The 15,341-nt window shown below is 69.9% G+C and carries 11 protein-coding genes and 1 tRNA gene; 6 read left to right on the top strand and 6 right to left on the bottom strand.

Going from position 1 to position 15,341, the window contains the following annotated elements; all coding sequences use genetic code 11:
- Positions 1-45: 45 nt before the first annotated feature.
- Entirely contained in the window at positions 46-1,758 is a 1,713-nt protein-coding gene (locus tag DT019_RS09985; RefSeq protein WP_223279380.1) for an AAA family ATPase, read from the bottom strand.
- Positions 1,759-2,214: 456 nt separating this feature from the next.
- On the opposite strand from DT019_RS09985, the gene DT019_RS09980 reads away from it, so the two are divergent.
- From DT019_RS09980 to DT019_RS09965, 4 genes are all read left to right on the top strand, one after another.
- Positions 2,215-2,883 carry a DUF6585 family protein gene (locus DT019_RS09980; RefSeq protein WP_114036346.1) on the top strand — a complete coding sequence of 223 codons (669 nt, stop codon included), beginning with the start codon at positions 2,215-2,217 and terminating at the stop codon, positions 2,881-2,883.
- A gap of 724 nt (positions 2,884-3,607) precedes the next feature.
- On the top strand, positions 3,608-3,982 hold the full coding sequence (locus DT019_RS09975; RefSeq protein WP_114036542.1) for a VOC family protein: 375 nt from the start codon (positions 3,608-3,610) through the stop codon (positions 3,980-3,982).
- A 157-nt stretch (positions 3,983-4,139) separates the two neighbouring features.
- Entirely contained in the window at positions 4,140-5,084 is a 945-nt protein-coding gene (locus tag DT019_RS09970) for an RNA polymerase sigma-70 factor (RefSeq protein WP_114036345.1), read from the top strand.
- Positions 5,085-5,197: 113 nt separating this feature from the next.
- Positions 5,198-6,400 carry an NAD(P)/FAD-dependent oxidoreductase gene (locus tag DT019_RS09965; protein ID WP_114036344.1) on the top strand — a complete coding sequence of 401 codons (1,203 nt, stop codon included), beginning with the start codon at positions 5,198-5,200 and terminating at the stop codon, positions 6,398-6,400.
- A 556-nt stretch (positions 6,401-6,956) separates the two neighbouring features.
- Here the strand turns inward: DT019_RS09965 and mycP are convergent.
- From mycP to DT019_RS09930, 5 genes are all read right to left on the bottom strand, one after another.
- Positions 6,957-8,186, bottom strand: a complete 1,230-nt coding sequence (mycP, locus tag DT019_RS09955) for a type VII secretion-associated serine protease mycosin (protein WP_114036343.1) — start codon at positions 8,184-8,186, stop codon at positions 6,957-6,959.
- Positions 8,187-9,713: 1,527 nt separating this feature from the next.
- Positions 9,714-10,253 (bottom strand): hypothetical protein, encoded by a 540-nt coding sequence (locus tag DT019_RS09945; RefSeq protein WP_223279379.1) that lies wholly within the window; start codon positions 10,251-10,253, stop codon positions 9,714-9,716.
- A gap of 144 nt (positions 10,254-10,397) precedes the next feature.
- Complete coding sequence (locus tag DT019_RS09940) at positions 10,398-11,324, bottom strand: phosphorothioated DNA-binding restriction endonuclease (RefSeq protein WP_114036341.1); 927 nt, start codon at positions 11,322-11,324, stop codon at positions 10,398-10,400.
- 247 nt (positions 11,325-11,571) lie between these two features.
- Positions 11,572-11,656: transfer RNA gene (locus tag DT019_RS09935), tRNA-Leu, on the bottom strand.
- 99 nt (positions 11,657-11,755) lie between these two features.
- Positions 11,756-12,220 (bottom strand): hypothetical protein, encoded by a 465-nt coding sequence (locus tag DT019_RS09930; protein WP_114036340.1) that lies wholly within the window; start codon positions 12,218-12,220, stop codon positions 11,756-11,758.
- A gap of 257 nt (positions 12,221-12,477) precedes the next feature.
- Between DT019_RS09930 and DT019_RS09925 the strand changes: the two genes are divergently transcribed.
- Both DT019_RS09925 and DT019_RS09920 read left to right on the top strand, forming a co-directional pair.
- Positions 12,478-13,830 (top strand): DUF2254 domain-containing protein, encoded by a 1,353-nt coding sequence (locus tag DT019_RS09925; protein WP_223279378.1) that lies wholly within the window; start codon positions 12,478-12,480, stop codon positions 13,828-13,830.
- A 327-nt stretch (positions 13,831-14,157) separates the two neighbouring features.
- Entirely contained in the window at positions 14,158-15,339 is a 1,182-nt protein-coding gene (locus DT019_RS09920) for a low temperature requirement protein A (RefSeq protein ID WP_114036339.1), read from the top strand.
- Positions 15,340-15,341 lie beyond the last annotated feature (2 nt).

The raw sequence follows: 15,341 nt of genomic DNA, 5'->3' as shown, positions 1-15,341 counted from the left end.
GTTGCCCGCATGAGCGATGGCCCTGATGGCTACGACGACGTCCGGTCAGCGGGCGGTCAGTTCGGCGTAGGCGACGTCCACGTCCGCGAAGAGCAGTGTGGTGATCTCCTCGCGGGTGGGCGCACCCCCGTCGTGGGATTCCGTGAGGCGCAGGTCGCGCAGGGCGGCCGCCTTGAAGCAGAGTTCTCGTACGAAGCGGGCGTTGCCGAGTTCGTCGATCCTGCCTTCTTTGACGGCCCCGTCGAGACGCTCCGCCAGCAGCGACTCGGCATCCGGAGCGAGGACATCGCCGCCGGCATCGAGCAATGCCCCTGCGATTTGCATGAGTTCGGCGCCGGAGTACGACGGGAACTCCACGCGGGTGGTGAAGCGTGAGGACAGGCCGGGGTTCGTGGCCAGCAGCTGTGCGATCTCCGCCGGATAGCCGACGAGGATCACCACGAGTCTGTCGCGATCGTCCTCCGCGCGTTTCAGCAGCACTTGGAGCGCTTCCGCGCCGAACGCGTCGCCGCCCGAATATCCGCTGTTGGAGAGCGAATAGGCCTCGTCGATGAACAGCACTCCGTCCAGGGCCTTGTCCACGATGTTGGAAGTCTTGATCGCGGACGAGCCGAGGTGCTCGCCCACCAGGTCCACGCGCTGGGCTTCGACGACGTGCCCGCTCTTGAGCAGGCCGAGCCCCTTGAACACCTCGCCGATGACCCGGGCCACAGTCGTCTTGCCGGTGCCGGGCGGCCCGGCGAAGACGAAGTGGCTCGGCCGGGTCGCGGAGGGCAGGCCCTGCTCCTCACGGATCGCCGCCATCCGCAGTTGCGCGACGAGCGTTCGGATCTGCCGTTTGACGGGTTCGAGCCCGGTCATCGCGTCCAGGGTGGCCAGGGCGTCGCGCAGCACGGACTCGCGCTGCTCTTCCGTCAGTTCGTCCTCCCGCGCCGGCGCGGCTCCCGCGTGTCCGGCGGGGGCCGCCGTCTCGGGCGCCGCAGCCGGACCCGGACCGGAGACGACCGGCACCGGCTGGACCTTGGCACGCTGGGCCACGTCGCGGTAGTCGGGACACAGCCGGAAGGAGTGCTGGTAGTGGCGCAGGGCCTCGTCGGCGGCGTCCAGCCCGTCGCACGCCCGCCCCCGCATGTACGCGACCTCGGCCTCGAACCGGCCGCCTCCCTCGATCCGCCCCGGCAGCTGCGCCAGGACCTGCAACGCCTCGTGGAAGACCTGGTGCTCGATGAGAGCGATGCCGACGTACAGCTGGGACTCGTCGTACATGAACGGATCTTGAATGCCGCGGGCGAACCGCAGGACCGAGTTCCAGTCCCGCTTGAGGAACGCGTACCGCGTGAAGAGGAACCGCGTCTCGTCGCAGTCCGGCACCGCCGTGGACAGCTGGCTCCCGGCCTCGTCGACCCGGCCTTCGCCCAGCAGGCCGGCCACCGTCGCCAGCCACAGGTCCCTGGCCGTCTCCAGCCTGAAGGTGACGTAGTGGCCCAGATCGAAACGGGAATGGAGCCGCACGGAGTACTTCGTGCGCAGTTGGCCGAAAGTGGCGTTGTTCCAGTACATGGCTGAGAGCGCTTCCACCTCACGCCGGCCCGTCGCGTGAAGGCCCAGCCACGCGTCCGCCGTCGACGGATCGTGGCGCACCGCTCCCTCGAACCATTCACCCGCCGCATCCTGGTGGCCCTGCTGCCAGAGCCCCACCGCCTGAAGCCAGGCCTGCTCCGCCTTCTTCACCGCTCCGCGCGGCACCCCAGCACCCACCCCGGCTCCTCCCCGTGGCCGACGGACTGCGCCACCGGTGCGGCGGCACCTCTCCCCCGGTACGCGATCACAAGCCACGCATGCTAGCGAGCACCCCGACGGGTGCCGTCATCGACCTGTGCTGTCATGAGGAATCAAGCCGAAGTCGCACCGCGTTCGGTGCGACCGGCTCTTGCCTCAACGGGGCTTGGATGAGGCCCAGTTGGTCGCCGCTTAAAGCGACGTGAGGAAGTCCGCCGACGCCGTCAGCGCTGTGTCCGTTGCGGTGGATGTGACGCCGGACCTCGTGACGGCCGCCTGCCGTCCCGGCACCGAGTCGCCTGAGGCCGGAGTACACCAACGCGTCGCCCGCCCGCAGCTGAGGTTCCCCGACATGCCGTCCCTTGGCATGATCGGTTCCGTGGGACGGCTCATCCGTCCCACGGAACCGATGTCTCACACGGGGGAAGTTCAGCCATGGACGAATGGATACCCTCACCCGACGACCGGGTGAGTGCGCTGGCCGAGTACAAACAGCTGGGCCGCTGGCGGACCGGGGCGGCGAACATCGAGGGCCGCTTCCGCAAGCAGTGGGGTGAGGCACGGCTGCATCTGTACGAGAAGGGGCTGGTCGTCACCGCCCCGGGCTCCGAGTGGGTCTACCACTGGGAGTCGACGTCGGTCCTCCAGCACCTGTCCACGCTCAACGGCAGGATGAGGGACGCCACGTACACGCTGATCGGCGCGGACGGCGCCGCGCTGACGGTCGGGCGCGGGCTTCCGGCGATGCTGCCCCGACAACTGGTCGAGTACGGCGGCACGTCCCACACCCGTGGTCCGGCGGTCGTGTACGAGGCCGCGTGGGGTCCCGAGATCCAGAAAGGCGTGGCAAACGCCCAGTGGCCGTTGATGACCGCTCGGCTCCGCCGGAACGAGACGCTGACGTTCGGACGGGTGGCCCTCGACCGTGACGGCGTGACGGACGGGCGCGAGACCGTGAGCTGGTCGGCGATCGGCAAGGTCCGCACCTCGGACGGCAGGGTGCACTTCGACGACGCCCGCGGGCGCGGCCTACTCCTGATCAGTGCCTCCCATATCCTCAACCTGCACTTGTTCCTCGCCCTCGTGGACTGGTTGCGGGCCTGAATTCCTGTGTGTGTCGCGCTCTTTGCTCCCTCCGGTGTGCGCCAGATTCTGTGTACGCTCCAGTCCCTCGCGGCTGCGGACATCCGTACAGAAAGGCCAGGCCTCGACGCCCTGGGATCCGCCTGTCTCAGGATCGCGGGGCGGACACAGGGCGGCCCGGCCCCTGCATCAGCCCTTCGTGCAGGAGCCGACCCGGAGCGCTCGGCCCGCCACCGCCTCCCGCCCTGTCGCAGCGGGTCCAGGTTCAGGGCGTTCAGGGGCATCGACGTGGGGCCCTCCCCTGGTGCCACATGCCACTGGCGCAAGGGCCCAGACAGAATCCCCTTTCACACCAACCAGGATCCTTCGGGCAGCAAGGGCACGTCGGCGCCAGGTCGGCCGAGGCGAGCGGCCCGGATGAAGGCCGAATCGGCCCGGATCGTTGGAGGCCGGAGCCCGATCCTCACAGCCGGGCCCGCATCGCCCCGCATCGCGCACACCTGCCGGATCGCGCAGTCCCGCGACAGAGCAGTCGGCTCTTGATCACGTGGCCACCCGACCCTAGTAGAGTCCCCGACGTGAACACCGGACCGGCATCGCGCCACACACGGATTGGCCACCCGGTGGACGACTGATCGCAGAGCGGGTGCGCACATGGCACCCCATCGGTTCGGCACGCGGACCTCCCAGGGCTCCTGCCCTACGAGTCCATCAGTTCGTGCCGAACGACAGCGAGGTCGACCCCATGCCAGCCACCTTCAACCACACCATCATCGCTGCCAAGGACCGCGGCGAGTCGGCTCAGTTCTACCGTGAGCTCCTGGAGCTTTCCCAGGCTCCGTCCTGGGGCCCGTTCACCAATCTCCAGTTCACCGACGGCGTGCTTCTTCAGTTCGCCGAGCCGCCGGTGGAGATCCAGATGCAGCACTACGCGTTCCTCCTCGACGACGAACTCTTCGACCGGGCGTACCAGCGTCTGCGCGAGCGCGGCATCGAGCACTGGGCCGACCCGCAGATGCGGCGCTCGGGCGAGATCAACACCGAGCACGGCGGTCGGGGGGTGTACTTCAAGGACCCCGCCGGTCACGCGCTCGAGCTGATCACCCGCCCGTATCTGTAACCGAGGGGCGCCTGGTCGGGCAGCCAACCCATGGCGCCCGGCCAGGCGGCCGATCGACGAACTCGCCGATCTGCGGGACCGGTCCGGGCACCCGCCGCTCGCTGGGACGCGGCACCTCTCCTACCGCACCAGCCGGGCGGCGCCTAGGATCGCGGGCATGGCGCTGATCATGAGTGACGTGGACCGGTTCGAGGCCGCCAGGCCCCGGCTGGAGGCCATCGCCTACCGGCTGCTCGGTTCGGCGAGCGAGGCGGAGGATGCCGTCCAGGAGACGTTCCTGCGCTGGCAGGCGGCTGACGTCGAGCGCATCGAGGTGCCCGAGGCCTGGCTCACCAAGGTCCTCACCAACTACTGCCTCAACCAGCTGAGTTCGGCACGGGCCCGGCGCGAGACGTACGTGGGACGCTGGCTGCCCGAGCCGCTGCTCGCCGGGGACCCGATGCTGGGCCCGGCCGACACCGTCGAGCAGCGCGAGTCGGTGTCGTACGCCGTCCTCGTCCTCCTGGAGCGCCTGTCGCCCAACGAGCGGGCGGTGTACGTGCTGCGGGAGGCATTCGACTACCCGCACCGGGAGATCGCCGCGATCCTGGACATCACCGAGGCGGCCAGCCAGCAGATCTACCACCGGGCCAAGAAGCACGTGGCGGACGGCAAGGCCCGCACCGACATCGACGAGGGTGCCGCCCGGCGCATCGTCGAGGAATTCCTGACGGCGGCGACCAGCGGGCGCACCGAGCCGCTCGTACGCCTGCTCACCGAGGATGCCTTCGCGGTCGGCGACGGTGGCGGCAAGGTCCCGGCCCGCGCGAAGGCGTTCGAGGGGGCGCGCGCGGTCGCGACGTTCCTGCGCGGCATGTTCAAGCCCGGCGACGCGAAGCGGGCCCACATCGGCGGCGTGCCCGACATCTACGCCACGACGGCCAACGGCGAGCCCGCCATCGTCGCGACCGTCGACGGCAGGGTGGTCGGGGTCATCTGCCTGGAGGTCACCACGGAGGGCATCGTGGCGGTGCGCAGCCAGGTCAACCCGGACAAGCTCGTCCGCGCGAACGAGCAGTGGGCCGCCGGGAGCCACGGGGAGGCCCCGCTCTACACCCTCTGAGGCATGGTGACTCAGGTCACATCCTGATCCTGTCAGGAAACGAGGGGCTGTCCGGTTCAAGGGGCGACACCACGCCGGACAGCGGCGGAACCCGTCCAGACAGGAGTACGGACATGCAGCACCGCATCGTCGTCCTCGGAGCCGGCTACACCGGCGCCGTCGCCGCAGGCCGCCTCGCCAAGCGGCTGCACCGCGAGGACGTTGCCATCACCCTCGTCAACCCCGAGCCCGACTTCGTGGAGCGCGTCCGGCTGCACCAGCTCGCGGCCGGTCAGGACCTCAAGGCGCGGCCGTTCAGTGAGATGTTCGCGGGCACGGGCGTGAAGCTGAAGCTCGCGAAGGTCACCGGCGTGGACGTGGACCGCGGGACGGTGACGGTCGCCTCCGCGGACGCCCTCGGGCCCGAGGAGCTGGCCTACGACACCCTGGTCTACGCCCTCGGCAGCGGCTGGAACGAAGGCGGCGTCCCCGGCGCCGCCGAGCACGCTCACGAAATCTCCAGCCGTCCGGGCGCCCTGCGTCTGCGCGAGCGCCTCGCCACCCTGGAGTCCGGTCGTCCGGTGCTCGTGGTCGGCGGCGGGCTGACCGGCCTGGAGGCGGCGACGGAGATCGCCGAGGCCCGCCCGGATCTCGACGTCTCGCTGGCCGCTCGCGGCGTACTGGGCGACTGGCTCTCGGAGAAGGGCCGCGCCCATGTTCGCAAGGTGGTGGCCAGGCTCGGCATCACGGTCCACGAGCACGCGGCGGTCGACGACGTGAGGGCGGACCGCGTCACGACCGCCGACGGCCGAACGATCCCGGCCGAGGTGACCGTCTGGACGACCGGATTCGCCGTCCACCCGATCGCCGGTGCCACCACCCTGGAGGTCACCGACCGCGGCCAGATCGTGGTCGACGCGACGATGCGCTCGGTCTCCCACCCGGATGTGTACGCCGTGGGCGACTCGGCGATGGCGATGGGCCCCGAGGACAAGCCGCTGCGGATGTCATGCGCCTCGGGCGTCCCCATGGCGTGGCAGGCCGCCGACGCCATCGCGGCCCGCCTCACCCGCGCCAAGGTCCCCGACGTCTCCATCCGCTACTTCCAGCAGTGTGTCTCGCTCGGCCGCAAGGAGGGCCTGATCCAGTTCGTCACCGCCGACGACCGAGCGGTCGACCGCGCCCTGACGGGCCGCGTGGCGGCCCTCTACAAGGAGCTGATCTGCAAGGGCGTGGCCTGGGGCGTCGCCAACCCGACCGTGGGCATGCCGGCCCGGCGCCGCCGGGTCGCACGCCGGGAGATCGAGAGCCGCGTACGAGCGGAGGCGTCGGCCTGACGTTCGCCAGCCCGAACTGCCGGTTCGGTACAGGCCCGTACGCCCCGTCCCGGATCCCACGGGTGGGCTTGCCCTGCCGCCTCGCTGAAGGTTGGAGGCGGTTGGGCGGGGCTGCCCTACCTCTGCCCTCTGCCCTCTGCCCTCTGCCCTCTGCCCTCTGCCCTCTGCCCGGTGAACGGTGAACGGGACCAGACCGGTGTCGTGATGACGGCCGCCACGCCAAGAGCATCGCGCCATGGCCCGGAGCGCGAGGCAGAGCTACCACTCGATCTGTCCGGTCAGTCATCTCCGGAGGTACCCGACCAGGCTCGGTGCCCCCCAGGTGCGACTGTCGTCCTCGTGGTTCCGGACGAAGCCATCGGGCCGGTCGATGGTGGAGAGCAGTGCGAAGGGCTCCCCGCTTCCCGCGTCCGCGAAGCAGGCGACGCGTCGAACGGCATGTATAGGGAGGCGAGTTCCGGATCTCCCGGCAGGGCGCGCCTGGCAGACCAGATGAGACCGCCCCGCACCGGCCTCGGGCCCATGTGCGGGGCGGTCATGTCGCTCCTGCGTGAGCTCAGGCGGCTGCCGACCGGCGGCGACGTGCGCGAAGCGCCCAGAGGCCGAGGAGCACGCCTGTGACCGCCAGGACAGCAACTCCCAGGGGTACTACGTAAGTTGAGGCTTTGCTTTCGCTGGCCTCTACCGAGGGGGGCGCGGCGTGTCCAGCGCCCTTGCCGCTGGAGTCCGGCGCGGGAGGTGCAGCGGACGCGGTGAGGTCGGGCAGGGGATATACGTCGGCGGGGCCGGGGTCACCGGGGTTTTCCAGGGCGACGCGGGGACGCACGATCCCGTAGCCGATCGAATCGTTCCGCTTGCTGCCGTCCGTGGGACCGCCGATGGTGTTGAGCATGACGCGCAGCACCTGGTTGTTGGTCCAACTCGGGTGCTTTGACCAAATCAGGGCGGCCGAGGCCGAGGCCAGGGCGGTGGCGTCGCTGGTGCCGTCGGTCTTGCACACGCCGGTCTTGCCTCCGCAAGGGTGGACCATCTCCTCGCCCGGCGCGGCCATGTCCACCTGAGCACCGTATTCGGACCACGCGGTCCTGCGGAGGTTCTTCCCCACTGCCCCTACGCCGACGACACCCGGTGTGGCAGCGGGGTACTCGACCTCGTTACCTCCGTCCCCGCTGTTTCCCACCGCGGCGAAGACCAACGAGCCCTTGTCCAAGGCGTACTTCACCGCTGCGGTCAACTGGGGCGAGCCCTCCTGCACGCCCATGGAGATGTTGATGACCCGCGCGCCCGCGTCGACCGCATACCGGATCGCCTCCGGCGCAACTGCGTTGAAACGCTTGGTTCCCTCAGCCCCACTGTTCACCTCCCCCGACATCCTTACGGGCAGGATCTTGGCTCCGGGGGCGAGCCCGAACGCGCCGCTTCCACCACCGTAGGCACCCGTACCGGCAATCAGACCGGCCATGCCGGTGCCGTGGCCGTGGCCGTGGCCGTCGGTGTGGTCCTCTCCCGGTTCGCCTTGTGTGAAGTCCTTGCCTTGGAGTACCTGACCTGCAAGGTCAGGGTTGGTCGCATCGACTCCTGTGTCGATCACTGCGACAGTGACACCCTTGCCCGTGCTGGTACGCCACATCTCCTGAGCTTTCATGGCGTCGAGAAACCACTGCTGCTCCCTGGTCGATCCTGCCCGGGCCGGCGCACCCGCGGCGCCCACGAGCAGCAGACCGCAGACCGCAGACGCGGCAGCACTGCGAGACGTACGTCGAAACGTTCCGGCCGGCATCAGCATCCCTCGTCGCTTCGCTGGATCTGACACATCTCCGACCTCGTCATTCGATCACCGGGGGCACAGCGCGGTCCGCACCCCGCAGCCAGGTTTCCTCATCCTCCGTGAGGTAGCCGGGGCTTCGACCCGCCGCTCTCCTGCCCTGAGGGCGCGCGGCTTGAGAGCCCCGCGCCGTACCGGCAGTGCCCGGTCGGCCAATGGTGGGTGTACCGCCTGAGACGCCCCCGCGCTCGGGCCCAGCCCCTGTCGATGAGGAAGAGCGAAATCCCGCGCTCCCCGCCTGTCGCGCGCTTCCGCCACTCACCCCTCTGTTCGGCACGGGCGTACCGCGAGCAGGGGCCCCGCCCGGCCTGCCAACCGGCTGCCCAGCGGGGCCTGCGCCTGCGGCGGGACCAACAACTCCACGCCCTCCCGCGGCCTCCGCTCCGACGACCGTGCCTCGCGGCGCTGTTCCCAAAGGCTCGCCCGAGGACGGTGGAACAGGTCGACCTCCGATGATGCCGACATCGCCACTCGGCAGACGTCGGGGGGCGAAGCGGGAGGGACCCGGCTCGGACACCTGCGGGGGCTTTGCTACCAGCCCGTCGCGCCCCGGGCCGACCGGACGGACGATGGGCGCTCGCCCCTCGCCGCCAACCAGCGGCGGCGGGACGGCCCCGGGCTGCGTCGCCATGCCGTCATCGGCTCCGCCAGGAACGGGAGCAGATCGGCCGTCAGCGGTTTCGGCCCTGTGGGGAAGCACAGTCGTGGAGTCGACCTCCATAGCTGCAGGGCGTTCACTGTAGGTCGGCACTGGGCTCTCAGCCGTTTTCTGCCCGGTGCTCACCACTCTCGGCACGGCCTCATGTTCCCTCGCTCCAGACACGGAATCGAGGGCCGATGGGGGCGACCCGTCGCCCACCACTGCACCTGGACGAGCCACGTCCTGCGCCGTCTGGTCGCGGGTCCGGCTCTCCGGCACGATCGCCGACGGCGGTGGCGGAAACCTGGGCCGCTCCAAGCCGTTCATCTGCGTAGCCGACACCTGGTACGCCTGCCCCAGCTTCCGCATCTGCGCGACAGCCTCCTGCCGCACCTTCTCCTCGTCCGCCGCCAGCGCCGCCAGCTCCCCGGCGGACTTCCGGCTCACCGCCGCCGCGTCCGGGTCGTTGTGTGCCGCCCGTGCCGCATCCAGGTTCGCCTGTGCGCCCGCCTTGTCGCGTGGGATGGCGGCCTGCGCCGAAGCGATCGCGTCGGAGGCGTGACCCAGCCACGTGGCCGACCCTTCGCTGAAGTCACCCAGCCGCAGCGTGGCGTTGGCAAGGTCCGCGCTCCAGGTGCGGAAGGCGTCCGCGCCCGCCCCCTTCCACTCCACCCACTGAGGACGGACCTTCAGCTCGTCCGCGATCTTCCGGATCTCTTTGGCCGCTTGCGCCAGCCGGTCGGCGGCTCCCTGAACGGTGCCGCTGTTCGCCTGGTCCAGCCAGGCGAGCATGGCCTCGTGACTCATGCCCTCGAACGGCATGCTGCCACCGCTCTCCTTGCCACCCATCAGATCGTCCCTCCGGCGTCGCCGCCCGACGACGCGCCCGGCTTGGCCCGCTGGCTGGCACCACCGCCCGGACCGATCTCCGGCTTGGCCCGACCGGGCTCGTACTCGCCCCCGTAGTGCTTCTTGGTCTGCACGCTGATCGCCGCCATCCGCGCGCGGATCTCGGCGTCGATGTTCTGGTAACCCTTGTGGGAAGCCAGGACAGCGATGCCCATGCCCTCGATGGAATCCGACAGCAGCGCCGACAGGCCCTCCAGCTCGGCGATCACCGTCTCGTACGAGGTGAACAGACCCGAGGCCTCGGCGAACGCCTCTCCCCCGCCCCCGAACTGGTCGCGGACAAGCCGCTCTTGGCCGACCTCACCCGGGCCTGCCGGAGACCCCTTGAGGTTCCGGATCAGCTCGTCGACACGCTGCTGGAACTTCGTGAACGACGTCAGCTCGGTGACCACGTCCCCCGCCGCCGCCTGCGCCACAGCGAGCGCGCTGAACGGCCAGGACCGCGACTCCGACGCCGCCCCACCCCCGCTTGGTGGCACACCACCCTCCCCGTACAGCCAGAGCCTCACCTGCAACTCTAACCAGCGGCGATTACTGTTCACAGTCGCATCATCGCAATGAGTGATCAGGACGGGCCAACCTTGACCAGGCCGGCAGATCGGGACAGCGACGCGTCTACCGGGCTACACGGTCAGCTGGGCGGGCCGCTTGAAGACCTGTCGGCCGTGCCAGATGACGAAGTCCGGGTCGAGGGACGGACGTCCGGGGCGCGGGGAGGCCAGGGGGCGGTTGTGGAGGGCGTCTATGGCTTGCCCGGCGGGACTGCGGGCTACGTACTGCTGGGACACCTGGATACTCAGGCTGGTGGTGAGGCCGAGCACACCAAGGTCGAAGAGCGTGTGGTGCAGTGCGCACAGGGCCAGCCCGTTGTGCACCTCGTCCGGGCCGTCCTGACTGTGCCAGCGGACGTGGGCCGCTTCGAGTCCGACGGGGTTACGTCCGAGCGCACCGTCGAAGCCGCACATCGCGCACGCGAAGGCGTACGCGTGGAGAACCTCCTCAGCGAACCCGGCGCGACGCGCTGCTCGCCTCCTCCGAACCCCCGGCTGCTGGGCGGCTTCTTCGGCCGCGATCAGATCGAGGCCGACCTCCGCGCAGATGGGGCCTTCCAACGCCGGGGTGAAATGCTGATCCAGCAGGAGCCGGGCCGCAGCCGCCAGATTCGCCGGGTCGGTCAAGAGCTGCTCAATGTTGGGATGCAGACGTCCGTGCGCGCCGACTCTCCGCAGCAGACTCCCGCGCTCCTGGGTGTCGGGGGCAAGGGGCGCGCCGTTCCCGTCCCTCACGTCCCAGAGGTCCCGCTCGAGGTGGACGAACGGCATAGCGGCCCGCTCCCGCGCCCGCCTGGGATCGGCCATCGTCGGCCCGAAGTCATTGATCAGACGGCTGACGGGGTCCTCCGCTTCCTCGTACGAGACCGCGGTGCTGCCCACCGCGGAGAACCGCCCGATCAGCCACAGCAGGAGCAGCGGCTTGTGCGGGGCGCGCCGGCTCCCGATCTGCGCCCGGCGCACGGAAGCCAGCAGTCCCATCAGCTCCTCAACCGTCATGCCGCCAACTCTGGCATGCGCCACGCTGACAGATCCCTTGGGTGCCGTCCCGCCATCGCGCAGCGCACCGCCCTCACCGCGAATCAGACTCGCGAGCCAATGGAAGTCGGCGGCACCTCTGCGTCCCGCACCCCGCGGACACCGCAGCCCAGAAAGCGAAGCTCGCAGCCCTTAGCCGATCCACAACACAAAAGAGCGGACCGTGATCCTGGAGTCACAATCCGCTCTGTCATGCGTTCTTACTGGGTGTCCGAGGGGGGACTTGAACCCCCACGCCCGATAAAGGGCACTAGCACCTCAAGCTAGCGCGTCTGCCATTCCGCCACCCGGACTAGGTGTTGTCTTCGCGGTGTGTTCCCCGCGGCGACATAGAGAACTCTACCAGGGGTTCGAGGTGCTGTTCACCCGCATATCGCGTGGTCAGGCGAGCGTCAGCTCTTGTTCGCCGACACCCAGTCCTCGTTGGCCTGCCAGGCGTACAGAGTGTTGCCCTCCATGTACGCGTAGTACAGGTCGCAGCGGGCCGCGGCGCGCTGCTCCGCGTGCTTCGGGAACCAGGTCGCCTTCATCGCCGGGGGCTTCGGGGAGGCGGGCTGGTCAGGCTTGCACGTGGGCGGGAGGGATCCCGTCGGGATGGTGGCCTTGAGGAGGCGGTCGCCGCCCGTCGTCTTCATCGCGTACTCGATCCGCTTCGCCTCGTCGGGGAGCCAGCGCGGCACGGAGGCCCGGTCGCCCTTCGCTTCCTTGCCCGAGCTGTAGGACGCGGCTTCGTCATGGCGGTTCGTGTACCAGTCCTGCGCGGCCGGGACGGCTACGAACCCGGCGAAGCCGAGGGCCACCGCCACCGAGGCGACGGTGAGGACGACGGTCCGGTTCCTGGTGCGGCTGGCCGGCATGGCTCTCGCTCCTCAGTGGTCAATGATCAGTGGTCAGGGGGCGGCGGTCGGGGAGGTCGCTCAGGTCCGGACGGGCTCCGTGCGTGCGCCGCGGCCGTCCCGGTCGGCCGGGAGCGCTCGCCGCGCTTCCTCTCTCTTCCATTCTTCGCGCCCAGATGTACGCATTCGTACTCCGGGAGGACCAATGTGTGTACGACTGAGGGACCACTCGGCGGCGTAGCAGGATCAGCACTGCGGCGCACGCCTAGCCTCGCCGCGTGAGCAAGGGCGAAGACAAGGGCATCGGGAACGGCACCCGGAACAGCAAGGGATACCGGCGGCCGCGGGCGCTCTCCCCGTTGCGGGAGCATCTGCGGGACACCTTCTGGTTCGCGCCGACCGCCGCCATGGTGCTGGTCTTCCTGCTGTGGACCGGCGCGTACGAACTCGACGCGGCCCTCGTGCGACTGCTCCAGGACCACGAGAGCTTCGACGACGTCGATGACCTGATCCGGATCGTCAACGACGTAAAGCCCGTGGTCAACACGGTCAGCTCGGCGATGATGACCTTCATCGGTGTCGTCTTCAGCATCTCGCTCGTCGCCGTGCAGATGGCGGGCGGGCAGTTCACGCCCCGGGTCGTACGGATCTTCGTGCGATCGCGGATCACCAAGCTGACTCTCGCCGTCTTCCTCTCCACCTTCACACTGTCGCTGCTCGTGCTCACCTCGTTCGAGAGCGACACAGACCCCCGGCTCGTGACCGGCGTCCCGTTCCTGCAAAGCGTCCTGACCCTGCTCATGGTCGCCCTGAGCCTCTTCCTCTTCATCGCGTACGTGAACTCCACGCTGCGCCTCATGCGGGTCGGGTACGTCGTCGAACGGATCACCGCCGAGGCCCTGCGGGTCGTCGACAAGATGCCTCGCGGTGATCTCGACAGCCTCGACCTCGATCCGGAGATCGCCCGGGTCGGACACAGCGGACGCGCCGGGGTGCTGCGGGACGTGAACATCGCCCGGCTGGTGCGGGCCGCGCGGCGGCACGACGTCGTGCTCCGGCTCATCCCCCGCATCGGGGATTTCGTCGTGCCGGGCACCCCGCTGCTCGCGGTCCACGGCCCCCTCGATGCCAAGCCTCCCTCGCGGGGCGCGCTGCGCTGCACCGTGTCGGTCGGTGTGGAGCGTACGTTCCACCAGGACCTCGGGTTCGGGCTCCGGCAGCTGTCCGACATCGCGCTGCGCGCTCTCTCCCCCGCCGTCAACGACCCGACCACCGCCGTCCAGTGCCTCGACAGGATCGTCCAGTTGCTCTCGGCGCTCGCGGACCGGCCGCTCGGCGCCGTCGGGCATCCGGACGGCCGGGGGCAGGTCCGGCTCGTCCAGGATGTGCCGGACTGGGCCGACCTCGTCGACCTCGGCTTCGCCGAGATCCGCCTCTGCGCGATCGGAAACCCGCAGGCCACCCGCCGGATCATGGCCGGGCTCGACGACCTGCTCGACCTCACCCCCGCATCCCGCCGCGAGCCGCTGCTCCGGCATCGGGAGCTCCTGGCCCAGGCCGTCGCCCTCGCGGTGCCGGAGGCCGCCGAGCGCACGTTCGCACTGGAGCCGGACCGGCAGGGCATCGGATGACCTTGCCGTGCCGGTCCGGAGCAGACGGGGCCGCCCCTGTCTCTACGGGATCAGCTGGTCCGCCGGGAAGTTGCCCGGCGCCCGCTCGCCCCGCCGGGCGGGAGGCCGTGTCTCCGGAATCCATGGGCCCGGAGCCGGTACCCCGGGGCCACTGGTACCGGTAGGTACCGGGACGCCATGTCCTCGGCCCCCATGCGCCGGGAACCCACAGCCTCAGCCCCCATATGCGCACAGCCTCCCCAGAGTTGAGACAGTCCGGGGCGGCTTCGTTCCGCTCGGCTAGGGTGTCGGCCGCACATGGGAACGACATGCCTGCTGGGGGAACGTATGTCTGCCGTCGATGGCACAGCGGGGGCGAGCGAGGACGCCCCGGGGCACCGGGTCTCCACCCTGGAGCTCTTCTTCGACCTCGTCTTCGTCTTCACGATCACACAGCTGACCGTGCTGCTCACCCACGACCTGTCCTTCGCCCAGGCGGGCCGGGTCCTGCTGATCTTCGCCGTCCTGTTCTGGATGTACGGCGCCTACGCCTACCTCACCAACCAGGTGCCGCCGGAGACCAACGCCCGCCGCATCCCGCTGATCCTCGGCATGTGCGGCTTCCTCACCTGCGCCCTCGCCATCCCCGGCGTGTTCACCACGAACGGCGTCGCGTTCGGCCTCGGCTACCTCCTGGTCACCGTCGTCCACGGCGCCCTCTACGCCCTCCTGCACGGGCGGCACGTGCTCAGCTTCGCGCTCACCAACGGCCTCTCCGCGCTGTGCGTGACGGCGGCGGGCACGGTGAGCGGCCGGGCCACCGAGGCCCTCTGGCTGGCCGCCCTGATCATCCAGGCCATCACCCCCGTCCTCTCCAGCCGCATCACCACCGACGTCGACGGCGAGCGCGTCCCGGTCACGGGCCGCGTCGGCACCCTCGACCCGGCGCACTTCGTGGAGCGGCACGGCCTCCTCCTCATCGTCGCGTTCGGCGAGTCCGTGATCGCCATCGGCGTCGGCTCCGGTGATCTCAAGCTGGACTGGGGCCTGTTCGGCGGCGCGGCCCTGGCTCTCGCGCTGGCGACCGCACTGTGGTGGACGTACTTCATCCGCGACGAGGAGGCCGCCGAGCAGGCGCTGCGGGCGGTGTCCGGGCTCGCCAGGTTCCGGGTGACGATGCTCGCGTACTACTACAGCTTCGTGCCGATGCTGCTCGGCGTCGCGGTGCTGGCGGCCGGGGTGAAGAAGTCCATCGGCCATCTGCCCGAGCACCTGCCGACCGCGCCCGCCGTCGCCCTGGCGGGCGGTGTGGCTCTCTTCCTCGCGGGCAACGTCGCCTTCCGGGCGGCGCTGCACATCCCGCCGTTCCGCTTCCGCGCCGCGGGTGCGGCCGCCGCCCTCGCCACGATCCCGCTCGGCACACATGTCTCCTCGCTGGCCGAACTGTTCGCCCTGGTAGGGGTGTTGGTGGCGATGCTGCTGGCCGAGGCGCGGTGGGCGCCCTGCTCGCACGGGGCCGCGCGAGAGTGACG

This window comes from Streptomyces sp. SDr-06 (genome assembly GCF_003324565.1).
Taxonomy (GTDB): domain Bacteria; phylum Actinomycetota; class Actinomycetes; order Streptomycetales; family Streptomycetaceae; genus Streptomyces.
Note: the sequence above shows the minus strand (reverse complement) of the source record. Positions and strands in the feature narration are given on the sequence as shown.